20 protein-coding genes are annotated in these 25969 nt (G+C 34.1%); 18 read left to right on the plus strand and 2 right to left on the minus strand.

Annotation, left to right across the window (positions count from 1 at the left end; all coding sequences use genetic code 11):
* The first annotated feature begins 130 nt into the window (after window positions 1–130).
* The 3 genes from J2Y38_RS01470 to J2Y38_RS01480 all read left to right on the plus strand — a co-directional run bounded on the left by J2Y38_RS01470 (window position 131) and on the right by J2Y38_RS01480 (window position 2319).
* Window positions 131–547, plus strand: a complete 417-nt coding sequence (locus tag J2Y38_RS01470) for a DUF4293 domain-containing protein (protein WP_053471698.1) — start codon at window positions 131–133, stop codon at window positions 545–547.
* 160 nt (window positions 548–707) lie between these two features.
* Complete coding sequence (locus J2Y38_RS01475) at window positions 708–1370, plus strand: response regulator transcription factor (protein ID WP_309838920.1); 663 nt, start codon at window positions 708–710, stop codon at window positions 1368–1370.
* A 31-nt stretch (window positions 1371–1401) separates the two neighbouring features.
* On the plus strand, window positions 1402–2319 hold the full coding sequence (locus J2Y38_RS01480) for an ATP-binding protein (RefSeq protein ID WP_309838923.1): 918 nt from the start codon (window positions 1402–1404) through the stop codon (window positions 2317–2319).
* Between the two features lie 4 nt (window positions 2320–2323).
* On the opposite strand, the gene J2Y38_RS01485 is transcribed toward J2Y38_RS01480, so the two are convergent.
* Window positions 2324–2818 carry a metallophosphoesterase family protein gene (locus J2Y38_RS01485; RefSeq protein ID WP_309838925.1) on the minus strand — a complete coding sequence of 165 codons (495 nt, stop codon included), beginning with the start codon at window positions 2816–2818 and terminating at the stop codon, window positions 2324–2326.
* A 347-nt stretch (window positions 2819–3165) separates the two neighbouring features.
* The gene (locus tag J2Y38_RS01490) at window positions 3166–5094 is read right to left on the minus strand and encodes an SPFH domain-containing protein (RefSeq protein ID WP_309838927.1); all 1929 of its coding nucleotides are present in this window, start codon (window positions 5092–5094) and stop codon (window positions 3166–3168) included.
* 562 nt (window positions 5095–5656) lie between these two features.
* Between J2Y38_RS01490 and truA the strand changes: the two genes are divergently transcribed.
* The 15 genes from truA to J2Y38_RS01565 all read left to right on the plus strand — a co-directional run bounded on the left by truA (window position 5657) and on the right by J2Y38_RS01565 (window position 25932).
* Window positions 5657–6391 carry a tRNA pseudouridine(38-40) synthase TruA gene (gene truA / locus J2Y38_RS01495; protein ID WP_309838929.1) on the plus strand — a complete coding sequence of 245 codons (735 nt, stop codon included), beginning with the start codon at window positions 5657–5659 and terminating at the stop codon, window positions 6389–6391.
* 88 nt (window positions 6392–6479) lie between these two features.
* Window positions 6480–8234 carry an ABC transporter ATP-binding protein gene (locus J2Y38_RS01500; RefSeq protein WP_309838931.1) on the plus strand — a complete coding sequence of 585 codons (1755 nt, stop codon included), beginning with the start codon at window positions 6480–6482 and terminating at the stop codon, window positions 8232–8234.
* Between the two features lie 13 nt (window positions 8235–8247).
* Window positions 8248–9822: a histidine kinase gene (locus J2Y38_RS01505; RefSeq protein WP_309838933.1), complete on the plus strand. Its 1575-nt coding sequence runs from the start codon at window positions 8248–8250 to the stop codon at window positions 9820–9822.
* An 85-nt stretch (window positions 9823–9907) separates the two neighbouring features.
* A complete protein-coding gene (locus tag J2Y38_RS01510; RefSeq protein ID WP_309838935.1) occupies window positions 9908–12496 on the plus strand; it encodes a zinc-dependent metalloprotease in 2589 nt (862 codons plus the stop codon).
* 21 nt (window positions 12497–12517) lie between these two features.
* The gene (locus J2Y38_RS01515; RefSeq protein WP_309838937.1) at window positions 12518–15856 is read left to right on the plus strand and encodes a SusC/RagA family TonB-linked outer membrane protein; all 3339 of its coding nucleotides are present in this window, start codon (window positions 12518–12520) and stop codon (window positions 15854–15856) included.
* A gap of 11 nt (window positions 15857–15867) precedes the next feature.
* The gene (locus tag J2Y38_RS01520; RefSeq protein WP_256635546.1) at window positions 15868–17187 is read left to right on the plus strand and encodes a RagB/SusD family nutrient uptake outer membrane protein; all 1320 of its coding nucleotides are present in this window, start codon (window positions 15868–15870) and stop codon (window positions 17185–17187) included.
* A 206-nt stretch (window positions 17188–17393) separates the two neighbouring features.
* On the plus strand, window positions 17394–18158 hold the full coding sequence (locus tag J2Y38_RS01525) for a LytTR family DNA-binding domain-containing protein (RefSeq protein ID WP_073484924.1): 765 nt from the start codon (window positions 17394–17396) through the stop codon (window positions 18156–18158).
* 235 nt (window positions 18159–18393) lie between these two features.
* A complete protein-coding gene (locus J2Y38_RS01530; RefSeq protein WP_053471817.1) occupies window positions 18394–18978 on the plus strand; it encodes an HNH endonuclease in 585 nt (194 codons plus the stop codon).
* A 483-nt stretch (window positions 18979–19461) separates the two neighbouring features.
* Window positions 19462–20850 carry a dihydrolipoyl dehydrogenase gene (gene lpdA, locus J2Y38_RS01535; RefSeq protein ID WP_309838943.1) on the plus strand — a complete coding sequence of 463 codons (1389 nt, stop codon included), beginning with the start codon at window positions 19462–19464 and terminating at the stop codon, window positions 20848–20850.
* A gap of 446 nt (window positions 20851–21296) precedes the next feature.
* Window positions 21297–22250 (plus strand): SPFH domain-containing protein, encoded by a 954-nt coding sequence (locus tag J2Y38_RS01540; RefSeq protein WP_309838945.1) that lies wholly within the window; start codon window positions 21297–21299, stop codon window positions 22248–22250.
* Window positions 22250–22492 (plus strand): hypothetical protein, encoded by a 243-nt coding sequence (locus tag J2Y38_RS01545; RefSeq protein WP_053471715.1) that lies wholly within the window; start codon window positions 22250–22252, stop codon window positions 22490–22492. The genes J2Y38_RS01540 and J2Y38_RS01545 overlap by 1 nt, the downstream gene beginning before the upstream one ends.
* Before the next feature lie 11 nt (window positions 22493–22503).
* Window positions 22504–23457 carry a hypothetical protein gene (locus tag J2Y38_RS01550; RefSeq protein WP_309838948.1) on the plus strand — a complete coding sequence of 318 codons (954 nt, stop codon included), beginning with the start codon at window positions 22504–22506 and terminating at the stop codon, window positions 23455–23457.
* Between the two features lie 27 nt (window positions 23458–23484).
* Window positions 23485–24459, plus strand: a complete 975-nt coding sequence (locus J2Y38_RS01555) for a DUF6620 family protein (RefSeq protein WP_309838950.1) — start codon at window positions 23485–23487, stop codon at window positions 24457–24459.
* 104 nt (window positions 24460–24563) lie between these two features.
* Entirely contained in the window at window positions 24564–25310 is a 747-nt protein-coding gene (locus J2Y38_RS01560) for a DUF2314 domain-containing protein (protein ID WP_309838952.1), read from the plus strand.
* 124 nt (window positions 25311–25434) lie between these two features.
* The gene (locus J2Y38_RS01565) at window positions 25435–25932 is read left to right on the plus strand and encodes a TPM domain-containing protein (protein ID WP_309838954.1); all 498 of its coding nucleotides are present in this window, start codon (window positions 25435–25437) and stop codon (window positions 25930–25932) included.
* The last annotated feature ends 37 nt before the right edge of the window (window positions 25933–25969 follow it).

Consider the following 25969-nt stretch of genomic DNA (forward strand, 5'->3'; position numbering starts at 1 on the left):
AGATATTTTTTTTCAATTGCCCGCAGTATGAAGTGCTTACGGTATTATGATGCAATAATACGAATAAAATTTAATCATACAATAGTATTTTAAAAAAAGAAAATATATTTTTGTAAAACAATTTTAGATCATGATACAAAGAATTCAAACCGTATATCTAATTCTTACCTTTGTTGTTACAGGGGTTTTAATGTTTTTTATGCCGCTTTGGACATTAAATACTGGAAAAGCTTTCTATTTTATGCAAGACCAGTTTTACACAATTTTACTAGGCTTAAGCACAATGCTTACGATTGTTAGTATTATTTCATACAAAAAGAGACAAAATCAGTTTGTGATGAACCGACTGAACATAATATTAAATTTAATTTTATTAGGATTATTTGTTTACCGCTCTCTAAATTTATCTGGAGATACAACAACAATTGTATCAGAGAAAGGTATTGGGATGTTTCTTCCTATTGTTGCTATCGTGTTATTAGTTCTTGCTAATAAGGCCATCAAGAAGGACGAAGATCTTGTAAAATCTGTAGATCGTTTGAGATAAACCTATAAACTTAATTTTTTTGTGCGAAGAGAACCCGAATTTATATTCGGGTTTTTTTGTGCTTAATTTTTACTGTAAAGTGAGAAATCTGAAATCATTTTCGAAAATCAATTTTGTAAGATAATTTATTCATAAATTTGCTTTTTGTTCAAAATTATTTATGTCAGATAAAATAAAGATACACCTTGCTGATGATCATCAGGTTCTTATTGACGGACTCACCAATTTACTGCAGACGGTTCCAAATTTTGAAATTGCCGGAAGTTCATTGAATGGTCTCACTATATATGATGATGTGGTTCGGGATCAGGCCGATATTTTAGTTTTAGATATCAGTATGCCGCAAAAAGACGGAATCGAAGTTTTGAAAGAGTTCAGTCAAAAAGGATTCCCTTGTAAAGTCATTATTTTATCGAGTTATGATGATTTAAAAATCATTAAAGAAGTAATGAAACTGGGCGCCAAAGGCTATTTGACCAAAAAATGCGCAGGCGAAAATATCATTGAAGCTATCGATGCCGTATATCAGGATCAGGAATATTATTCGGATGCGGTGCGGGAAAAAATCTTTAGCACGTTCTCTCAAAACAATCCAAAATTAAGCAAGAATGTTTATACTGAAAATCCAATCTTAAGTCCGAGGGAAATGGAAATCATAACACTTATCTACTTAGAATACAGTGGAAAAGAAATAAGCGAACAGCTTTTTATCAGTATAAATACAGTCGAAACGCATCGCAAGAATATTATGAAAAAACTCAATATAAAAAATACAATTGGGCTTGTAAAGTATGCTTTAAAAAACAACCTAATAAACCCGTAAATTAAAAATCAAGAGAATAATATCCCGAAATATGTTTTTTATTAGAATTTTAATATCGATTATTATACTTATCTCTACTGGAGACAAGGTTTTCGGTCAGCAAAATACAACACTAAAAGAACCTAACATTTCTCTTGTAAAACCAGCAAAAAAAGAGTTTTCTGAGCAATCAAAAAGAGAACAGTTACGAAACAAAAAAGTCGTAAGCCTATTTATTGTTCTAATCGTTATTTTATTTTTTCTTTTCTATCTGGTTTATCAAAACAATAAACTAAAGCAAAAAATTAAGCGAAAAGACACCAAACAAAAAATCCTTTTAGATGTTATAAATGCAGGGATTGACAGTCAGGAAACCGAACAAAAAAAGATTGCAGCTTTTTTACATGACAATATCAATTCGCTTCTCTCTTCTGCAGGATTACATTTGAATGTTTTTACGACTAAAAACAATATCCAATCAGAAGAAATTCAAAAGACAAAAGCTATTTTATCAGAAGTCCACGATTTGCTGCGTGATATTTCGCATGACCTTGTGCCTACTCTTTTAGTTCGTTTTGGGTTGATTTATGCTTTAGAAGATTTATGTGAGAGAAACTCTAATTCGAGCATTCATTTTGAGTTTACAAGTTCTGCTGCAACAGATACACGATATTCTGAAAAATTTGAAACCAAACTGTATTTCATTGTCTCTGAATTATTCAACAATATTATAAAACACAGCAAAGCACAAAAAGCCCAAATTTCAATACACGAAAATAACAATCAGTTAATCATTATTATTCACGATAATGGAATAGGTTTTAATGCCGAAAAACTAAATGAAATTGAAGGTTTTGGTTTAAACCAAATTCGGGTGAGAATAAAAAAACTAAAAGGAAACTTTTCTATTATTTCGAGAGCAGATGAAAATACAGGAACATCCATAAAAATAAAAGTTCCAATTTCATAAAGCCTTATTTTTTACCAATCTCGATAATTTCCAAATCCTTTATTTTATCATCATCGATAACAAAACGAAGCATGGTTCGCATTTGGTGAAAACCGCTTTTTCCCGCTGCACCCGGATTCATGTGTAATAGGTTGTTCTTTTTATCGAACATCACTTTTAAAATATGCGAATGTCCACAAATAAATAACTTTGGCGGATTCGAAGCCATTTCTTCCCTAATACTTGGATTGTATTTTCCCGGATAACCTCCAATGTGCGTAATCCAAACGGAAACATTTTCGCATGAAAATCTGTTATGAAGTGGAAATTCTAATCTTGCCTGCGCATCATCAATATTTCCGTAAACACATCGAAGTGGTTTTAGCTTTTTTATAGTATCTGTAACATGTAAATCACCGATATCTCCAGCATGCCACACTTCATCTGCTTGTGCAACATATTTTAAAATAACATCATCAATATGAGAGTGAGTATCGGAAAGCAGAAGGATTTTTTTCATTCTTTTTTTAAGGGACAAAGGTTCAAAGAAACAAAGATACAAAGGTTTTTTAAAAGGGGCTAAGATGCTGAGTTGCTAAGATTCTAAGTTTTTTACGTCTGTATTTATGTAGAGACGCACAGCAGTGCGTCTTACGCCAGATTGGTTTTAAAAGATACAAAGGTTTTTCTTTAGAGGCGCACCGCAGTACGGCTTTCGTATGGTTTTCATTTCTTTTAAACATAAAAAAAACCGATCTGCTGGTGCAAATCGGTTTCAAACTATGTGTTAGACGCACTGCGGTGCGTCTCTACGATATACGATGTCTTTTCATTTCACATCTAACGTTTAACATTTTATAATAATTATTATTTCTTCGGATTTTGATTTTTAACTTCCTTCAAATCTTTAGAGTCTTTGGTATCCATCATTTCCATTAGTTTCAAACCTAATAAACCACTGATAGAACCATCTGAACCGCCATTTCCAGAAATTAAAACATCTGGAATTACTTTGATGTTTCCTTTACCAATTTCCTCGGTTACTTTATATCTTGTAAAATTATCGCCGCCCATTGCGCTAACCTGAAGCTGGTATGCTTCGGCAGTCGATTTACCAATTGCCATAATTTTTTCAGCTTCTGCAAGACCGGTTTTCGAAATTCTTTCAGCTTCTGCACTCGCATTTAATTTAGTTGCTTCAGCCTGTGCTCCTGCTCTTGCTTTTGTTGCTTCGGCTTCTGCATTGGCACGCATTTTTGTAGCTTCTGCTTCTGCGTTTACATTCAGTTTCAAACTCGTTGCGTCCCCTTCTGCTTTCTTAACTGTAGCATCTGCAGTACGCTGAGCTATTTCAACACTTTGTGATGCACGAACAATTTCTTTCTGCATATCAGCAATCGCCGTTTCTTTCTCCATACCCTGACGCTGTTCCTGCGCCATTCTTTGGGTTTGATATGTTTTTTGCTCTTCTTCTGCCAGTTTTCTGTCGGTTAAAGTTTTCATTAATGAATCTGGCGGAACAATATCTCCAATTAAGGTATCAACTGCGTTTACGTTATATTCATCAAGTACTAATTTAATATGGTTTTTAGCCGATTCCTGACGCTCTTTTCTGGTTGTCAAAAACGAAATCACATCGCTGTCCTGAGCCGAGTTTCTAAAATAGTTACCAATCGTAGGTTCTAAAACCTGAGAAACCAAGTTGTTCATACTTCCGAAACGTGCAATTACTTTTGGTGCTTCTGCTGCCGGAACGTGAATAATCTGTGCTACGTCAAGATTGAATGGGAAACCGTCTTTTGAACGAACCGTAATTGTAGAAAGATTTTTATCTAAATCATGTGATTCGCTGCGTGCGTTTGCCCAGTTTAAAACTAAGTTCGTTGTTGGAACCGCTTCTAATTTTGTCGTGTATTTATTCAACGCATATTTTCCAGGTCCAAAAGGCTCCATCCAAACACCACGCTGTCCTTTTGAAACAATGTTACCGTGTTTAAAAGTATCTCCGGTTACGTCTTGTCCGTCTTCTCCAATATAAGAAATCACAACTCCAACATAACCAATTGGCACATCTGTCATTGGGTTTTGCTCAATTAAAACTCCCCAAGTATTGATATAGTAAGAACCGGCTAACATAACCTGAGGCTGTAAACCACGGTTTCCGCCATGTTCCAAAAACTTATCAAAATCCTGAAAGTTATTATGATCGTTAACAAATTTACCCGCAATTTGTCCCTGCGGAATTGGTTCACCGTCCAAAGCGGTTACAATACCAATCATGTTTTCAAAAATTTTAATTTGATCTGCAATTACAATCTCAAATAAAAATGTATTAATACGGTAAGACCCCGTTGTGATAAAAGCAGTCTGACGTCCTTTTTGACCTCCATTGTCTAAAAAGGCAGTTGCATCCTGAAAATTATCACTATCTACTCTTCTTGCTAAGATTCTTCCGGTTGGAATTTCTTTTCCATCTTTACTTAAAACAAGTCCAATTTTTCCTTCCGGAATTAATGTAAAACCAGTCATGTCGATTGAATACTGCCAAATCCACATTCCCCAATATAAACCCGGAGCCAATGTTTTTGCCTGATAACCGGCTTCGCCTTTTGTGGCGATAATTCGGCCATCCGGTAATGATTTGTCTGTTCCAAATAAAACGAATTTTTTGGTCACTAAACCAATTTTATCTTCTGGAACAATTACCATTCCGAAGAAGACACGTAAAATAAATTTGTAAAAAACAATGGCAAATAATATTAAAAGTATCCACCAATAAGAAGTAATTTCATTCATAGTTTTTGATATTTAGTTGTGCAAACATAGGAGAAATATGAAGTGTTAAAATGAAAAATTTTAAAAATTAACATTTGGAATTTTCTTGCTAAAAATGTTAAAAAATGATTTTAATTATATCGTTGGAATTGTCAATTTCTGACACGATTTTTAGCTGAGCAAACTATGATTTGCATTTTGGGAGTTAACAGTTTTTTGAGGAGGTTCTGAGATTCTGAGAAGCTAAGGGCTCAAGTTTCGTTTTTAAGTTTTATTAAAATGGGTATTTATCGATTTTAAAAATATAGCGGAAATAATTATACCTATTATATATATACAATTTGCCAATCTGACGTAAGACGCACTGCTGTGCGTCTCTACAAATCATAAAGTATAAAAAACTTAGAACCTTAGCATCTTAGAATCTTAGAACCTTTTTTAAAACCAATCTAGCGTTAGACGCACTGCTGTGCGTCTCTACATAACATACCCAAAAAAACTTAGCATCTTAGTACCTTACAACCTTAGCAACTTTTAAAAAAAACCTTTGTACCTTTGCACCTCAAAACCTCTGCACCTCACAATGAGATATTTTATTCATTTTGCTTATAACGGAACTCATTATCATGGCTGGCAGTTTCAGCCTAACGCTTCATCAGTTCAGGAAACTTTAAATAAAGCACTTTCGGTTTTATTAAATACAGAGATAAATGTGATGGGTGCCGGAAGAACAGATACTGGTGTTCATGCCGAGGAAATGTACGGGCATTTTGATCTTGAAAAATCAATTGACATTCCGGTTTTGGTGCACAAGCTGAATTCTTATTTACCAAAAGATATTGCGGTTTATAATCTTATTCCCGTTCACGACGATGCGCATTGCCGATTTGACGCTACAAAAAGAACGTATGAATATCATATTAATACAGTAAAAAATCCGTTTTTAGAAGAATTAAGCTGGTATGTAAATCAAAAGCTGGATATTGATTTAATGAACGAGGCAGCGAAGCTTTTATTAAAACATACCGATTTTCAGTGTTTTTCGAAAGTGAATACAGATGTTAATACTTTTGACTGCACGATTTTTGAGGCGTATTGGAAAAATGAAAACAACAAACTGGTTTTTACAATTTCGGCGAATCGTTTTTTACGAAATATGGTTCGGGCAATTGTGGGAACTTTGATTAATATAGGATTACACAAAATTACGCTGGCTGATTTTGAAAATATTATCGCCAGCAAAAACAGGGAAAAAGCCGGATTTTCGGTTCCGGCGCATGGTTTGTATTTAACCAAAATTTATTACGATTATTTATAGCTGTAGGCTATAGGCTTTAAGCAGTAAGCTTTAAGCACTTTATAAAAAGCCTATTGCCTAAAGCCTAAAGCTTAAAGCATCAAAAAAAATGAAAGCAAAAGCATTTGATACTGGTTTATTTAAACGAATTTTAAAATATACGAAACCTTATAAGTGGCGTTATTACGGCGTTATTATTTTTGCGGTTTCGCTCTCCATATTTGCAGCACTTAGGCCTTACTTATTAAAGCAAACGGTCGACGGCTATATCAAGACACACGACAAAGAAGGTTTACTATTATACATTATTTTAATGGGAGGCGTTTTGTTGATGGAAGTTTTCTCTCAGTTTTATTTTGTGTATTGGGCGAATTGGCTTGGACAAGATATTGTAAAAGATATTCGGAACAAACTTTTCAAACATATCTTAAGTTTTAGAATGAAATATTTTGATTTGGTTCCGGTTGGTCAATTGGTTACCAGATCTGTTTCAGATATTGAATCGATTGCACGTATTTTCAGTCAGGGATTGTTTATGATTATAAGTGATTTGATGAAAATGCTCGTGGTTTTGATTTTTATGTTTTACATGAACTGGAAACTGACCTGGATTGTGGTTGTTGCAATGCCGATTCTGGTTTACATTACCCGAATTTTTCAGCGTAAAATGCAGGTTGCTTTTGAGGAAGTAAGAACGCAGATTGCCAATATGAATTCCTTTGTTCAGGAACGCGTTACGGGAATGAAAATTGTTCAGCTTTTTAACCGTGAAAAAATCGAAGCCGAAAATTTCAGGGTTATTAATGACAAACACAGAGTTGCGTGGATTAAAACCATTTTATACAACTCGATCTTCTTCCCTATTGCTGATATTATTTCGTCGATTACTTTAGGCTTAGTGGTTGTTTTTGGCGGATTCAAAATTTTGAATGGAGATAACTTTACAACATTTGGAGATTTGTTTTCGTATACCATGTTTATCGGAATGCTTTTTAATCCGCTTCGTCAAATTGCGGATAAATTCAATGAGATGCAATTAGGAATGATTGCTGCCAATCGTGTTTTTGATATTATCGATACTGAAGATCATATTCAGGATACAGGAAAAATTGAAGCTCCGGTTTTTAACGGAAGCATCGAGTTTAAACAAGTTCGTTTTAGTTATATTCCGGAAGAAGAAGTAATAAAAGGAATTGATTTATCTGTAGATCGTGGACAAACTGTTGCGATTGTAGGTTCTACGGGAGCAGGAAAATCTACGATTATCAATTTGCTGAATCGCTTTTATGAAATCAACAGCGGAACGATTTGCATTGACGGACAAAATATCGAAGACTACACTTTGGCATCTTTAAGAAAACAAATCGCGGTGGTTTTACAAGATGTATTTTTGTTTGCCGATACGATTTACAATAATATTACGCTTCATAATCCTGAAATTACACGTGAGAAGGTTCTGGATGCGGCAAAGAAAATTGGTGTTCATGACTTTATTATGAGTCTTCCTGATAATTACGATTTTGATGTGAAAGAACGCGGCGTTATGCTTTCGTCCGGACAAAGACAGTTAATTGCATTTTTACGCTCTTATGTAAGTAATCCGAGTATTTTGATTTTGGATGAAGCGACTTCGTCAATTGATACCTATTCTGAAGAATTGATTCAACGTGCAACAGAAACGATTACAAAAGGAAGAACTTCGATTATTATTGCGCATCGATTGGCGACAATTGTAAATGCAGATAAAATCGTAGTTATGGACAAAGGTTTAATTGTGGAACAAGGAACACATCAGGAATTATTAATGAAAACTGATGGTTATTATAAAAACTTATACGATTCTCAATTTTCGGTTGCGAATTAATTTATAAAACAATTTGAGATTTAGATTAAAAAAAATAACATCCCGACGTGCCTTTTTAATTTATATAGGCGTCACTATTGTCATTACTGTTTCTTCTGTATATATATTAAGTAATTTGATTACTGATCTTACCGAAAAAGCGAATGAAGAGTCAGCACAGCGTAACTTTATTAAAAAGCAGGAATTTTTTTCGCAGGAATTCTCGAAATTTCTGGAACAGGAAAACAGAATAAAGTACGTTTTAAAAATAAGTAAACCAGAAGAACTGGCTTCTAACTTACATGTTTTGACTTCGGTTCAAAACACCAATTTATTGGTAGCCGATAATTGGTTTCAGATAAACGATAATAAAATTCAGTTTGGAACAGATTCTATTTCGGATGTTCTAAAAAAAGATGCAGAAGATTTTATCCAAAAAAATAAAGATCAGGATCACATCAGTGTTATTATTCCGCAGGGAAAAGAATGGGTCTGGAGAATTTATTTTAGACTTACTTCAAAAAACACGATTGTTCGTTATGGTTACGATATCAACTTAAAAAAACTTGTTGATTATTTTTCCAGCATAGATAATATCAAATCGACTAACAATTATGCTTTTATATTTGATAAATCAGGAAGATGTATTTACCACCCCGAATTGAATTTTATAGGAAAAAATATTTATGAAATTTCTTCTACCCGTGCAATTGACACTGTATTTCCTAAAAAGCAGGATTATGTAAAAAGAGTCACCATGTCTGAATATTTAGGACTGGATGTTATTCGATTTACAAAAAAATTAGACCTTAGAAATTCACATTGGTTTGTATGTGTCAGTTTCCCCAAAAATATTATTAACGAAAATACAGCGTTAATTGAAAAATATTCAACATGGATATATTCAATTACGACTGTAATGTTATTGCTGATTTTCTATTTATTCTCTTATGCAAACAGACGTGCGTACCGAGAAAAAGGAATTGCAATTAAAGAAAAAAACCGACTTCTGGTTGAGAACGAAAAAATCGTAAAAGAAAAAGCACTTATTCAACTCCAGCACTTAAAAGAGCAGATTAATCCGCACTTTTTGTTTAATTCACTTAACTCACTTTATATGTTAGTGGGAAGCGATGTAAAAACGGCACAGAAATTCACATTGAATCTTTCTCGTATCTATCGCTATTTAATTGATCCGCCGGAAAAAAATGTCGTTTCCTTAAAAGATGAATTATTATTTATCGAAAAATACATCTTTTTACAGCAAACCCGTTTTAAAGAAGAATTGTTCTTTTCGATAAAAATCGAAGACGACGAAGCTTTGGATAAGTTTATTCCATATCTGGCTTTTCAGGTAGTGGTCGAAAATGCTATTAAGCATAATATGGCAACGGTCGAAAATCCGTTGACTACAGAAATTCTGATTCAAAAAGATCAGGTAATTATTAGTAATAATCTTCAAAAAAAGGCTCACAGTGAACCCAGCACTAATTTTGGTCTAAAATACCTGTCGAGCATCTATACTTTCTACTCCAGAACCAATTTAAAAACCTCAGAAAAAGACGGCAATTTCGTTTGTATTTTACCTTTAATATCCATTCACTCCTAAAAAAAAGCCATTCACTCCGTTTTGTTTTTTTTCTGAACTAAATTCGAATAGTTTCGATGAAAATTAACTTAAACTTAACACCAAAATGAGGGAAAAGGCATTCCTACATAATGTAAAATTACTTTGCTTATTAATTTTATTATTATTCATTCCTGTTACAGTTCTTTCGCAAAAGAAAAAGAAAAAAGAAACAGAGACTGAAGTTGTAAAAGATTCTACTGATTCCAAAAAAGGAAAAAAATATAGTGACCTTATAAAAAAGGGCACATTAAAAAAAGGACTGTTTAATATCATTCAGGTTAAGACTGATGTTTATTTTGAAATTCAGGATAGTTTGTTTAAAAGAGAATTTCTGATTGTAAACAAATTATCACAAGTTCCTTTTCAGATTAACGAAGCTGGTTTAAATAAGGGAATGAATTATGAAAACAAAATCATTTCTTTTTATAAAGATACAATTGCAAAGAAAGTTTGGGTAAAAACATATGTTCCTAAAGTTTCTTCACCAAAAGAAGATGCCATTACAGCATCTGTAATTGACAATTTCTCAGAATCTATTATTGAAGTTTTTGATATTGAAACCAAAAACAACGATTCGAGCGCTGTAGTAATTAAAGTAAATAAGATTTTTGACGGAAAACAAAAAAGCTTCAATGATGTTTTGAGTAACACTGGTATTGGAGGTTCTGTAAAATCTGATTTATCGTATATAGAAGGTTTAAAAGCTTTCCCAAAAAACATTGTAATAAAATCGCAGCTTTCAACTTCTTTTGTCGAAGGCACAGCGTCATTACCAATTACACTTGGTGTGACAAGTAATATTATTTTATTGGATAAAACTCCAATGAAACCTCGTTTTTCTGATAACAGAATTGGTTACTTCTCTGAAAAGCATTGGTATTTTACCGATGCACAGCAGGCAATGCTTGAAAAAGAATTGATTACCCGCTGGCGTTTAGAACCTAAGAAAGAAGATGAAGAACGATATTTGAAAGGTGAATTAGTAGAACCTAAAAAACCAATCGTGTATTATATTGATCCATCGACCCCAAAACAGTGGAGAAAATATATTATTGAAGGCGTACACGATTGGCAGGTTGCTTTTGAAAAAGCGGGATTTAAAAATGCAATTATTGCAAAAGAACCTACTGAAAAAGATTTAGACTTTGACATTGATGATGTACGTTATTCGGTTATTACCTATGCGGCATCACCACAATCCAATGCTATGGGCCCTTCGGTTGTTGACCCAAGAAGCGGAGAAATTATTGAAGCCGACATTATTTGGTGGCACAATGTTATGACTAAGCTTCAAAGCTGGATGCGTATTCAAACCGGAGCAATCGACCCGAAAGCAAGAGGAAATGTATTTAGTGACGAACACATGGGAGAAGCAATTCGTTTTGTATCGTCTCACGAAGTTGGACACACATTTGGATTAAAACACAATATGGGCGCTTCGTTCGCTTATGATGTTGAGTCTTTACGTTCTAAAGAATTCACGGCAAAAATGGGCGGCACTGCACCTTCTATCATGGATTATGCCCGTTACAATTATGTAGCACAACCAGAAGATAACGTAACTGTAATTACCCCAAAAATTGGTGAGTACGACAAATACGCTATCGAATGGGGTTACAGATGGTACGGTCCAAACGAAAATGAAACGGCAAGACTAAACGAAGCTATTACAAAACATCAAAACGACCCAATTTATTTTTACGGTGAGCAAGGCTCTCAAATCGATCCTCGTTCACAGTCTGAAGATTTAGGAAACGATGCTGTAAAAGCAAGCGAGTACGGATTGAAAAACTTAAAACGTGTTGTAGATAATATCTTAAACTGGTCCTACGATAAAGATAAGTCTTACTACGAAACTGGTAAACTGTATATTGGAGCTATCGGACAATGGCAAACATACAATGGTCATGTATTAACCAATATTGGCGGTGTTTACTTAAACCCAACGGTTCACGGCGATAACAAACAGAGTTATGTTCCGGTTCCTGCAGCAATGCAAAAAAGAGCAGTAGATTATTTAGTAAAAAATGTAATTACAATTCCGCAGTGGTTGTTTTTTAATGACGTTTTAGACAAAACAAATCCGCTGAAAGATTCTCCTTTTGGGCCTTATGAGTACACGCCATATACAATGTCAAGAGCATTACAATACGATGTTATATATAGTTTATTCAGCGATGACCGTTTACTTCGAATGACAGAGAATGAATTATATCAGCGAAATAAAACCAACGAGAAGGTTTTTACCGTAAATGAATTGTTTAAAAAAATGCATCAGAATGTATTTGCAGGAACTATCCAAAACAAATCACTTACTATTCTGGAGCGTATGACACAAAAGAATTATGTAGATGTTTTAATTATTTCAACAAATAAATTATTTGAAAAAACGGATGTTAAAAAACCCGTCGAAATACAAGAAACATTACAAATGCCTCATTTATGTTCTGTAGATGATGCACATATGGCGAGAAACATTAATAATTCTTTCTTAAAAAGAGTTACAGAAGTAACATCAGATAAAAAAGGGGAATTAACAAAAGTACTTCAATTATTAAAAACAAAAAGAAGTACCGGAGATGAATCGACCCAAAATCATTACCGCGATTTAATACAACGAATCGACAAAGCTTTGAACAATACAACCTTTTAATACATAACCCAAACCCAAAACATGAAAAAAATTCTACATGCCCTACTGCTGTTCCTGGCCATCGCAGGATATGCGCAGGAAACCCGAACTATTACGGGGATCATTCAAGATGAAGCTGACTTGTCGCCAATTCCTGGTGCATCGATCTTTGTTGAGAATAATTCGATCTCAAATAAAACTGCTATGGCAGGTATTATTCAAAGTGAAGGAATCGGAACTACTACTGATTTCGACGGTAAATTCACATTGAAAATTTCTAAAAATATTACTTCTTTGAGAGTTACATTCATGGGATACAAATCGTATACTCTTGAACTTTCTCCTCAAAAAAATTATACGATCAACTTAACATCTGAAACTGCAAAACTTCAGGAGGTTGTTGTAACAGGTTACCAAAAAATTGAGAAAAGAAAACTTACTGCTGCGGTTTCTAAAATCGACATGTCTGCAATCCAGCAGACTGGGGTTTCCAGTATTGACCAATTATTAGTTGGACAAATTGCCGGAGTTGCTGTAAGCACACCATCTGGAGCACCTGGAGCGCCTGCTAAAATCAGAATCAGGGGTACAGCTTCTCTTAACGGCACACAAGATCCTTTATGGGTACTTGATGGATTGCCATTAGAAGGAAATGAAGTTCCTAAAAATTTTGACAAAGACAATATCGACGTATTAGGCAACTATTCTATTGCAGGTTTAAACCCAGACGATATTAAAGATATTACGATTTTAAAAGATGCTGCTGCAACGGCTATTTACGGTGCACGTGCTGCAAACGGTGTAATCGTGGTAACTACTAAAAAAGGTAAAGCTGGTAAAATGGTAGTAAGTTTCAATACGAATACATTTATCACGCAGAGACCTCAGTTTTCTAAATTAAACTTGATGAACTCAAACGAGAAAATTGATTTAGAACTTAACATGGCAAGCCGTGCAGATTTAACTTACAGAGATACTGGCGGAGATATTTCTCGCATCTTAAACGGAGCTGGTGAACTAGATGCTTACAGAGCTGGAGGATTTTCTTCTTTAAGCCCTGCAACGCAACAATCTATCAATTCTTTAAGAGGAAACAACACAAACTGGGGTAACTTATTATACCAAACAGCAATCAACACGCAGCACGGTTTAAGTTTATCTGGTGGTGGAGAAAAATCAGATTATTATTTCTCTTTAGGATACTATGATGAAAAAGGAGCAACTATTGGAACTGGTTTCAAACGTTACAACTTAACATTAAAAAACAACTATCAAATAACAGATAAATTTAAAGTTGGTGTTGGAATTTTTGGTTCTGAAAACAAAACTACATCTTATCTTACAGATACAGATGCGTTTACAAATCCATCTAATTACTCAAGAAACGTAAATCCATATTTAACTCCATACAACGAAGATGGAAGTTATAAATATGATCCGGATATCGCTGGTTATTCTGGTCGTTATGTTCCTTTTAACATCTTAGAAGAAAGAGCAAATACTTCTTACGATTTAAAAACAAGAGCTATTAAAGCATTATTAGATGCTGAATATAAAGTTACTAAAGACTTAAAAGTAACGTCTCAATTAGGTTTACAATTAGACAATACTGCCAGCGAAAAATTTGCTGGAAAAGAAACTTATTACACAAGAAAACAAAAAGAAAAATCACGTTATTTTACTAACGGAGCTTACAATTATTTCCTTCCGGAAGGTGGAATTATTCAAAACTCAAATACAGACTTTTTTCAGTATAACTTGAAAACAATGATAAGTTACAAAACTGAAATTGCTGAGAAACACGAAATCGAAGCAATGGTTGGTAATGAGTTAAGAAGAAACTACACAACATCTGTTTCAACTAAAGGATTTGGTTTTGATGAGAAAAATTTAACTACACAGCCAATTCTTTTCCCTAACGCTGGTTTCGCTAAGGAATCTGATTATAAACAATATGCTAAAAGTGAAAATGAAAATGCTTTTGCTTCTTTCTTCGCTACAGCAGCTTATACTTACAACAGAAAATATAGTGTATTTGGAAGTGTGAGATACGATGGTTCAGATTTATTTGGTGTAGATCCTAAATACAAATATTTACCACTTTGGTCAACATCTGCATCTTGGGCAGTGTCTGAAGAAGATTTCTTAAAAGATAACCTAACACTTTCTAACTTAAGACTTCGTGCTTCTTATGGTTTACAAGGAAACATTGACAAAAACACTTCTCCTTACGTAATGGGTACTAATGGTACAACTATTATTTTACCTGGACAAAATGAGCAGATTATTGATGTTCAGAGCCCGCCAAATGAAAAATTACGTTGGGAAAAAACAACTAATACTAACGTTGGTGCTGATATAGGTTTATTCAACAATCGTATTAGCCTTGTAACTGATTTATACGGAAGAAAAAGTTCTGACTTAATTGGTTTAAGAGCACTTCCATTAGAAAATGGTTTTGAGTATACAAATATGAACTGGGCACAAGTAAGTAACAAAGGTTACGAAATTACTTTGTCTACAAAAAATATTGACCGTCCAAACTTTCAATGGAATACAAGTATTAACTTTTCTCATAACAAAAGTAATGTAGACCGTATCGAAGTTCGTGACACAGATTACCTGCCAAATAGAGAAGGACGTCCTGTAAATGCTGTATTTGGATTTAAAACAAACGGAATCGACGAAAATGGATATCCTTTATTTATCAACAAAAAAGGAGAAACTGTAAACTCTCAAACATTCTTTGGTTTATATGACCCATTTGCTGATATTTTCCCGGGAGAATTAGCGCAGTCAAATTTATCAGCTGCTGAATTTAGAGACTTATTTGTTTATTTAGGAGACAGAGATCCTAAGTTTACTGGAGGTATTACCAATACTTTTAAAGTAAGTAATTTTGATTTAACAATTGCTGCTTCATTCAACATCAAACAAACTGTAACAAGAACTCCTCCATACAATGGAACAATCGTAGACAGAGGACAAAATTACAGTAGAGATATTTTAGATGCATGGTCACCAACTAATACATCTTCAAACTTACCAGGAATTACAAGTAAAGATTCAGGAACAGGAGATTCTTATATGGCATACCTATGGTATTCTGGACAAAATCAAATTACAACCTACAATTATTTAGATACATGGGTTAGCGAAATGAGTTATATGAGATTAAGCAGTATGCGTTTAGGTTATACATTCCCTAAAGCGTTTACAGATCAAATTAACATTTCAAGCATCAGACTTAATGTTGAAGCCAGAAACTTATTCGTAATTAGTTCTGATTACAAAGGTTACTTTGACCCTGAAACTTTCGGAAACATTTATGCACAACCAGTTCCTAAGTCATTCACTTTAGGATGTAATGTAACTTTCTAATAAAAATAAAGATGAAAAAATTCTCAAAATATATACTACTTTTTGCTGCAGCACTTGCAGTAACAAGCTGTGATGACTATCTGGATATCCAACCAGTTGGTCGTGTTATCCCGGAAACATTAGAGCAGTACCGCGCAGTTTTAACAAAAGGATACGACGTATATCCTGAACACAAATCATTAACGGCAGTTCGTACAGACGAATTAACGATGAATGAATTTAGTGATGACGTAACATACTATAGAGATATTTATATTTGGAAAGATGCAAATCCGGATCGTATTACAACTACTTTTCAATATGCAGATTTATACAAAACTATCTTTTATACGAACGTAATCATTAACGAAGCGTCTAAAAAATTAGATGTAACTCCAGAAAGAAACCAGTTAGTTGGAGAAGCGTACGCTTTAAGAGCAATGGCTTACTTTGATTTAATTAACCTTTTCGGAAAACCTTACAATGCAGCAACTGCAGGTTCAGACAAAGGAGTTCCATTAGCGTTAGAGATTGATTTAGAGCAAGCTTTCGTACCTCAGACAGTAGAAGTAATTTACAATCAAATTATTTCTGATACTCAGGAAGCTGAAAAATTCATCAACAAAGATTCTCAAACAAAAGGTTTAAACTACCGTTTCTCTAAAGTTGCTTTATACAGTTTAGAAAGCCGTATTTATTTATATGTACAACAATGGCAAAAATCGCTTGACGCTGCAAATAAAGCGTTAGCAATTAACAACGCTTTAGTTGATTTAAAGGCTACACCTGTATTCGCAACAAAATACGATTCAAAAGAATCTATTTTAGCTCTTGAAGATGGTTTAATAAACAACTTAAAAGGTGCCGTTTATGCTTCACCAGATTTAATTGCTGCTTACAGCAAAACAACTGATTTACGTTTTCCTCTTTATTTCTTAGCAAGCGGAAGCCGTTACAGAATTCAAAAAGGTGGAAATATTGATCAAAAATGTTCTTTCAGAACTTCTGAGTTATATTTAACAAAAGCAGAAACGTCATTAAAACTGAACAACATTGCTGATGCAAAAACAACTGTTTTAAGTTTTATCAAAAACAGATACACAGCAGCTGCTTATGTACAACTTGAAATTGAAGTTAATGCAATGAATGCTGCAGATTTAACAAACTTCATTTATGAAGAAAGACACCGTGAGTTTGCTGTTGAAGGACAACGTTGGTTTGATTTGAGAAGAACATCTCAAAAACAAATCGTTCATACTTTTGACGGTGATAATTATACATTGATACAAAACGATCCGCGATATACCATTATTTACCCGGCAGACGCGAGATTAAACAATCCCAATCTATAAATACCTATTGTTTTTTTTAAAAGAGGTCCAGTTGCAAAGCTGGGCCTCTTTTGCATTTATTCATATCAAAAAAGATTAAATTACAACAAAAATACAAACTCCTATAAAAACTTGTTGTAAAAAAACTATAGACAATTATATTTGCAAAATCATTTAAGAGCTTCTCACTTAAAAATGAAACTTTTTAACTTTATCTCAAAAGGAAAATGAAAATTGCCATTGTCGAAGACGAATATCTTGCATCCACTTACCTAAAGTCAATTTTAGAACAGCAGGACATTTTGCAGATTGCCGAAATTGCAGTTTTAAAATCTGTAAAAGAAGCAGTCGAATTTTTTAAACAAAACAATGTTGACTTAGCTTTTATGGATATCCACTTGGGCGACGGGAAAAGTCTCGAAATATTTGAGAAAGCCACCATCTCCTGCCCTGTCATTTTTGTTACCGCTTATGATTCTTATGCCATTTCGGTTTTCAAACACTTTACAATTGATTATCTTTTAAAACCTTTTGAAGAACAAGAACTATTAGAAGCCCTAACCAAATTCAAAAAAATAAAAGACAGTTTCAATGCCGATGCAACACTGCAATCTTTAGTTGCCATCGAAAATCCTGAAACAAGCAAAATACAACGTCATTTTTTAGTAAATCACGGTTATAAACTAATTTCAGTAAACGAATCTGAAATTACCTATTTTGCTGCATCAGGAAAGCACTTATTTATATATGTAAAATCAGGAAACAGTTATTTATACAATAGTACGATTACTGATATTATAAACAGTCTCGATCCGTTTATCTTTTTCAAAATAAACAGAAAATATATCGTACACCGAAATATTATAAAAGAAGTTGTAAAACATTCTCATCAAAAAATCGAACTCATTCTTACCGTTCCTCCTATCGAAAACGACCCAATAATTATCAGTAAAAAAGAAATTAATAATTTCAAAAACTGGCTCGATCAATAAAATTCATTCTTTTTTTGAATCTGAAAACGCTAAAATTTACGCTTTCGCGAAAAATCTAAAACTGCATAATTCACAATTTGAAGTTTTAAACTGACCAAATAAGTGTCAAAATCATTCTAAAAAGTTAAAATAGCGTTATAAGAATCATAAAGTTGATATTATGTAACTTACAGTATAACTTTCTTCATTTCAGAATTCTTTATCTTTGAGAGACAAAATTTAAATGAAAAAGAAAATGCCACATAACAGATTTTATCCTAACGAAGAATTCAAAGAAATAGAAATAAACGCATCATTACAACTTAAATACGCAATTTCAAACAGAGGAAGATTAATAAGCTTTACAGATGAAATTGAAAACGGCCGAATCTTAAAAGGCGGTTTAAGCGATGGATATCCTACTTTTAGATTTAAGGTTAAAAAAGATGACAAAATCATCAACAAATATTTATTTCTCTACAAATTAGTTGCTCAATATTTTCTTCCAAAACAATCAGAAGATCAAACCTATGTTCTGCATCTCGATTACAACCGAAGCAATGACGACATCAGCAATTTACGCTGGGCAACAAAACAAGAAATGATGGCGCACAGCCGCAAAAGTCCGCGTGTGATTCAGGCGAAGAAAAACCTGATCGAACACAACTTAAAAGCCGACGGACGAAAATTAACGACCACAAAAGTCATGTTAATCAAAAAAATATTAGCAAGACCAGAACAAAAAACACGTCTTAAAATGATCGCTAAACAATTCGGCGTAAGCGAAATGCAGATTCGCAGAATTGCCAGCGGTGAAAACTGGGGACACGTTAAAGTTTAATTATTAATTGTAAATTGTTAATGGTGAATTGTTAATGGCTGATAATGCTTAATTAATAATTCACCATTAACAATTTACAATTCACCATTATTTTGTCAGGCTGAGCGAAGTCGAAGCCCGCGCAAACTACTTCCACATAGTTCCATAAAAACAAAATATATAGCCACAGATTACACAGATTAAACGGATTTTAAAAAATCTTTTTAATCCTAATAATCTGTGGCTTTATTATTATTTAATAATCTCTGTCACTCTGAGCTAAGTCGAAGAGCTTTTCACAAGCAGCAGGCTTCGACTTCGCTCAGCCTGACAAACGAATCAATATTTCAAATTTTCCACATTTTACCTTTTTACTTTTCTACATGATACTGTTTTTAAAATAAATCATTAAATTCGCAATCACAAATAACAAAAGAAAATCGATAAGTGAGTTTCGGAATCTATAAACCTCATTTTCGATAGTTAATACTAAAAACACAAAAAATGAAATACGACGTTATTGTTTTAGGAAGTGGTCCTGGAGGATATGTAACAGCGATTAGAGCTTCACAATTAGGCTTTAAAGTAGCTGTAGTTGAAAAAGAAAACCTTGGTGGTGTATGTTTAAACTGGGGATGTATCCCAACAAAAGCATTATTAAAATCAGCTCAGGTTTTTGATTATTTAAAACACGCTTCTGACTACGGATTAAAAGTTTCTGAATTCGATAAAGATTTTCCTGCTGTTGTTCAACGCAGCCGTGGTGTTGCAGAAGGAATGAGCAAAGGTGTTCAATTCCTAATGAAAAAAAACAAAATTGACGTTATCGAAGGTTTTGGAAAACTAAAACCAGGAAAAAAACTTGACGTTACAGATAAAGATAATAAAGTTACTGAATACAGCGCTGATCACATTATCATCGCAACCGGAGCTCGCTCTCGTGAGTTACCAAACTTACCACAAGATGGTGTAAAAGTAATTGGTTACCGTCAGGCAATGACATTACCAACACAGCCAAAATCTATGATTATTGTAGGTTCTGGAGCAATTGGAGTTGAATTTGCTCATTTCTACAACTCAATGGGAACTGATGTTACTATTGTAGAATTTATGCCAAACGTTGTTCCTGTAGAAGATGAAGATATCTCAAAACAATTTGAGCGTTCTTTGAAAAAAGCCGGAATTAAAGTAATGACCAGCTCATCTGTTGAGCGTATTGACACAACTGGTGCAGGAGTAAAAGCATTTGTTAAAACTGCAAAAGGAGAAGAAGTTCTTGAAGCTGACATCGTACTTTCGGCAGTTGGAATCAAAACAAACATTGAAAATATTGGTTTAGAAGAAGTTGGAATCGCTGTTGACAGAGATAAAATCTTAGTAAACGCTTACAACGAAACTAACATTCCTGGATATTATGCAATTGGAGACGTTACTCCAGGGCAAGCATTAGCTCACGTAGCTTCTGCAGAAGGAATTAACTGTGTAGAAAAAATTAAAGGACTTCACGTACAGCCAATCGATTACGGAAACGTTCCGGGTTGTACTTACGCAACTCCAGAAATTGCTTCTGTAGGTTTAACTGAAAAACAAGCAAAAGAAAAAGGTTACGAATTAAAAATTGGTAAATTCCCATTCTCAGCTTCAGGAAAAGCTAAAGCTGCCGGAACTCCAGACGGATTCGTAAAAGTAATTTTCGATGCTAAATACGGAGAATGGTTAGGATGCCACATGATTGGTGCTGGTGTTACAGATATGATTGCTGAGGCAGTTGTAGCTCGTAAACTAGAAACTACAGGTCATGAAATCCTAAAATCTATCCACCCTCATCCAACAATGAGCGAGGCTGTTATGGAAGCTGTAGCAGATGCTTACGGCGAAGTAATTCACTTGTAAAAATATACCGTTTTACGGTCATATATAATTTTCAATTTAAAAATCCGATTTGTGAAAACAGATCGGATTTTTTATTTTGTCATTTCGAGGAACGAGAAATCGCACTCGTATATCGACAGAGAAACTCCACAAACAAAATCGCCAATCTTTGTCATTCCGAGGAACGAGGAATCTTCACAAGAAACTCTATAAAGAAAATCCACAAAGAAAATCCCTAATCTTTGTCATTCCGAGGAACGAGGAATCTTCACAAGAAACTCCTCAAAGCAAATCCCCAATCTTTGTCGACATACGAGTGCGATTTCTCCTTTAGGTCGAAATGACAATCCTTTAATTAAAAACATAAACTTTAAAATTTATAAAGAAAAATTTGTTAAAAACTTCACATTAAAAAATTTCACTATCGTCTTATAATTCTTATTTTTATTCTTTATAAATAAGAATTTATGACATTACCTTTTATAGAAATAATTGAAGCCACAACAAGTGATCCTAATTTACTAATGTGGAAATTTTATGATGAAGATAAAGAAATAAAAAACGGAGCAAAACTAACCGTTCGCGAAAGCCAGCACGTAATGCTTTTAAACGAAGGTCAGCTTGCCGATGTCTATTCACCGGGACTTCACACTTTATCAACAGAAAACATTCCGATTTTAAGCAAGCTGAAAGGCTGGAAATACGGTTTTGAAAGTCCGTTTAAAGTCGATATCTATTTTTTCAACACCCATCAATTCATCAATAATAAATGGGGAACTCCCGCTCCTATTCTGCTAAACGATCCACAATTCGGACAAATCAGAATTCGCGCTTTCGGAAGTTTCGACATTCAAATTGTCGATGTTGCTAAATTCTTTCGTCAGTATGCAGGAACGTATCAGCAGCTTACCATTTTTGAATTGCAAAACCAGTTACGAGATTTCGTTGCGCCAAAATTTGGAGAAGTTTTAGCAAACGAAAACATCACCGTAACCGACATTGCCGGAAATATTACCCAATTAGGCAAAAAAATCGAACCGTATCTAAAACCGTATTTTCTTCAATTCGGAATTGAATTAACGCAGTTTGTAATCACCAGCGTTACATTGCCTGAAGAAGTTACGGCACATTACGACAAAATCACCAATATGAATATGGTAACCGATATGGATAAATTTACCAAATTCAATACCGCAACCGCAATTGGCGATAAAGGAACCACGCTTCACGATGCAACCCAAAACGCATTGAGCATGGGAATTCTGTTAAATCAATTACAGCAAAATAAAGAAACGCCGAAAGAAGAAGTAAAAGATGACTTAACATCTAAACTTCAAAAACTAAAATCTTTATTTGATGCCGGTTTAATCGACGAAGACGAATTCAAAACAAAAAAATCTGAATTATTAAGCCAATTGTAATGGAAGAGAAAAAAGTCAATTCGTTTTTAGACAGACTAAAACAGAAAGCTCAAAACCAAACTAATTACGGCGGCGAAATGGAAATCAACGATGCCAAAATGAATGCAAAAGACTGTCCAAACTGCGGCGCCGGAAGAGCAAAACAAGACGGCGTAACACATTGCGCTTATTGCGGATTTGAGTTTATAACCGTAAAACTTACAGACGGAGTTTATATTAAAAAAGAAGATAATTCAATTTAAAATCATATCACGTGTTCGGACTATTTAATAAATCAAAAGACCCAGAAAAAAACGAAGGAAGTAAAGAAACATTTCCAGAATGGTACGCAGAACTTCAGGAATCACAACAAAGATGGTTTGCGTTTTTAGAAAAACTCGAAGCAAAAATGGAAGAACTGGCAACAGCCTCAATTCCAGAATTGAAACAACTTTTGCAAGAAGATGAAGATCTTTACAAAAGAACTTTTCACAGAGTACTTTCGGGAATAAATGGCCAGCTAAACAACATTAGAGACAAAGCCAGAGATACTTACGAAGAAAAAATAGACAGCATTTATTACGATCTCGATTCCAGAATTTCTGTTCTGGACAAACATCATGATTTACTTTCAGATTTTAGAAGCGCTTGTTCAGACCGCTACAATGATTTTGACGACAAATTTGATTATTGGAGAAAACAAATCGAAAAAACTCAGGAACGCGATCTTGAAATCGAATACAAAAAAATATTAGACGAATACGAAGCCATTAAAAACAAATTCAGCTGTACGCAATGCGGCGGAAATATCGAAATCGAAAAAATCTTTTTAATCGAAACTTATATTTCATGTCCGTACTGTCAAACGCAAAATACATTTGCGCCAAGTACACAAGGTCGAAATTTACAAAACATTGCACGAGGTCTTGCCGAACAAAGAACCGCTTATTTATATGAAGCTTTTGAAACTGAAGATAAAAAAGAGCGTGAACTCTATCATCAGCGACATGAATTAAGTCTGAGCAAAATTCACGAATCTGACAAAAAAGTTTTAAGTGAAATTCAGGCAAAAATGGACGATCTCGAAGAACAAAGGCAGTTTGTAATTAAAAATGCTCCAAAATTATATCAAGTTTATCTGCGCGCCATGTATGACGAGTGGAATAAAATTACGCCCGATTTAAAAGAGCACAACGAAAAAATGTATCAAAATCAAGTACCCAATTAATAATTATTAATCCTTAAAAATCAACAAATGTTTAAAAAACTTTTTGGAGCTCTAACCGGAGACAACAAACAAGAAAATCAAAATTACGAGCAGACTCAAACATCAAATGAAAGTCATGAAGATAATTATGAAGATAACTACGAAAATGAATATCAGGAAGTAGAATACGATCCCGAAACTTTACACGGAACACATTACGATGTTGAAGATTTTGATGCCGAAGTTGCAGAAAGAGCCGAAGCATGGATTGCAGACGAACGTGCAAGCGGTGAAAATCTTGACGAAAAAGACATTCAAAACATATATTTCAATTACAGAAGAACGGTTTATACAGAATGGAACAACTGCGACTCTGACCAAATGATTCGTTTTGAGCACGCAAATTCTTTAAAATACAGTGGAGTTCAAACTTCAGGATTTGTAAAAGTTGACGAAAACAATCCGTTTCTTGAACCAGTTCACGGTGTAGATTTAAGAACGTATACAGCAATGTGCCTTAAAATTAGTGCAGGAGTTGATTATCTTGAAGTTTGCAAAGCAATGGGCTTCGAATCTGTAGTTTGGGAAGAATTAAACACAATCTGGCCGCAGCGTATGGGCGAAGATACTTCGTTTACCGTTACAACTTTGTTTGGACAATATTATGCTGAAAATGTAACCGTTCCGCAATTAGAAAACCTTAAAGCTGCAATTTCAGAAGAAGGTGCTGCAAATTTGGAAAGAATCAGAACAGACCGTTATTTCTACGAAGAATTAGCCGGAGCAAGACAAGCTGCATACGAATACGGAATCGATGGTGCACAATGGATTTTAGAGAACTTTGGAATCAACCTTGCCGATTTCCAATCGGTAGCAATGCAATGGATGACAGAGCAAAACCAAAACTGGAATTCAGCAGATATCACAGAATTCCATGATTATCAACAAGCAAAACAAAAAGAATATGCTGCAAAATTTGCTGCAGAACAAGGCGGAAATATCGCAGACGATGTGAATTTCTAAATTGATTTCTTTTCATGATAAAAAAACCGATTTGCCAAAACAAATCGGTTTTTTATTCGTTTAAATTTAACTGTATTTCAAAAGTCACTTTAAAAATATATACAATGGAAAACACACCCATTTTTTTCGCCGATGGAGAAAATCCAAAAATGATCGAAGCTTTCAAAAAAGCGCAGGAAACCTTTAAATATTTCTGGAGAGAATTATCCTGGGAATACCGCAGAATAATTCCCGGACTGGATGTTGCTTGTGTAAAACTGGCTTTCACTCAGGAAATAGACGGAGAAACTGTAGTGGAACACATGTGGATTAACGATGTGAATTTTGATGGTAAAACTATTTATGGCGTTTTGGTGAATCAGCCAAGTGAATTAACCAATGTCAGTAATGGAGACGAAGTACAAATTCCAATCAACCAAATCAGTGACTGGTTATTTGCTATTGGAGGAAAAACATATGGAGCATTTACTATTCAGGCAATGCGTTCCCAAATGAGCGACGACGAAAGAGAAGATCATGACGAAGCATGGGGATTAGATTTTGGAGATTTCAACGATATCTTAGTTGTTAACGAACAAAAAGAAAAACCAGAGAACCTTATAGAACATCCTATGAGCAAAAACATGAAAGAAAGTCTTATTGATTTCGTAAAAAACAATCCGGAAGAAGTGACTGCACAAGATGAATTAGGTTATACTTTTTTACATAGAGAAGCCGTTGCCGGAAACCTTACTTCTGTAGAAGTATTATTAGAATCAGGAGCAGATAAAAATGCTAAAACTGCCAGCGGAAAAACAGCACTTGATTTTGCAAAACAATTAAATTGGGAACATTTAATTCCTTTATTATAATATCATTTCCAAACCGGTCTGAAAAACAGATCGGTTTTTTTCTTTACATAAATATCAATTTATCTTTTTATCCTAGACGAATAATGTGGTATTTTTGCAGCACCAAATCTAATCTTCGCCTGCGATGAAAAAAATATTTTTCCTTATAATAATACTCTCGTTCCCAGCAAGTATATTATTTTCCCAAACAAAAAAAGAAAACACCGTTTCAAGCTCACAAAACACTTTTTCAGGATCTTACGATTATGTAAATGACTTCGAAAAAATCTTAAGTTCTGATCAAACTACAACATTAAGCAATACATTAAAAGCATTCGAAAAACAATTTCTTTACAAAATTACGATTGTAACAACCCCAACGATGCATACCAATTATGCTTTAGAATTAGAGCAATATCTGGCAAAAGATCCCAGGCTTGAACCCACAATTTTAATTGTAGTAAGCAAACAATCGAGACAAATTCAGCTTCAAAGTATTGATCTTATTCGGTATAAACTTAACGATACAGACACTCAAAACATTATTGCAACCTATGCCGTTCCCGAATTTAAAAAAGGAGATTATGGCAAAGGTTTAGAACTTGCCGTTGATCAAATTATGAATAAATTAAAAACATATTAATTTATTCTTTTAACGAAAAATCTTATATTGTATTCGT

The organism is Flavobacterium sp. 2755 (genome assembly GCF_031455715.1).
Classification (GTDB): Bacteria; Bacteroidota; Bacteroidia; order Flavobacteriales; family Flavobacteriaceae; genus Flavobacterium.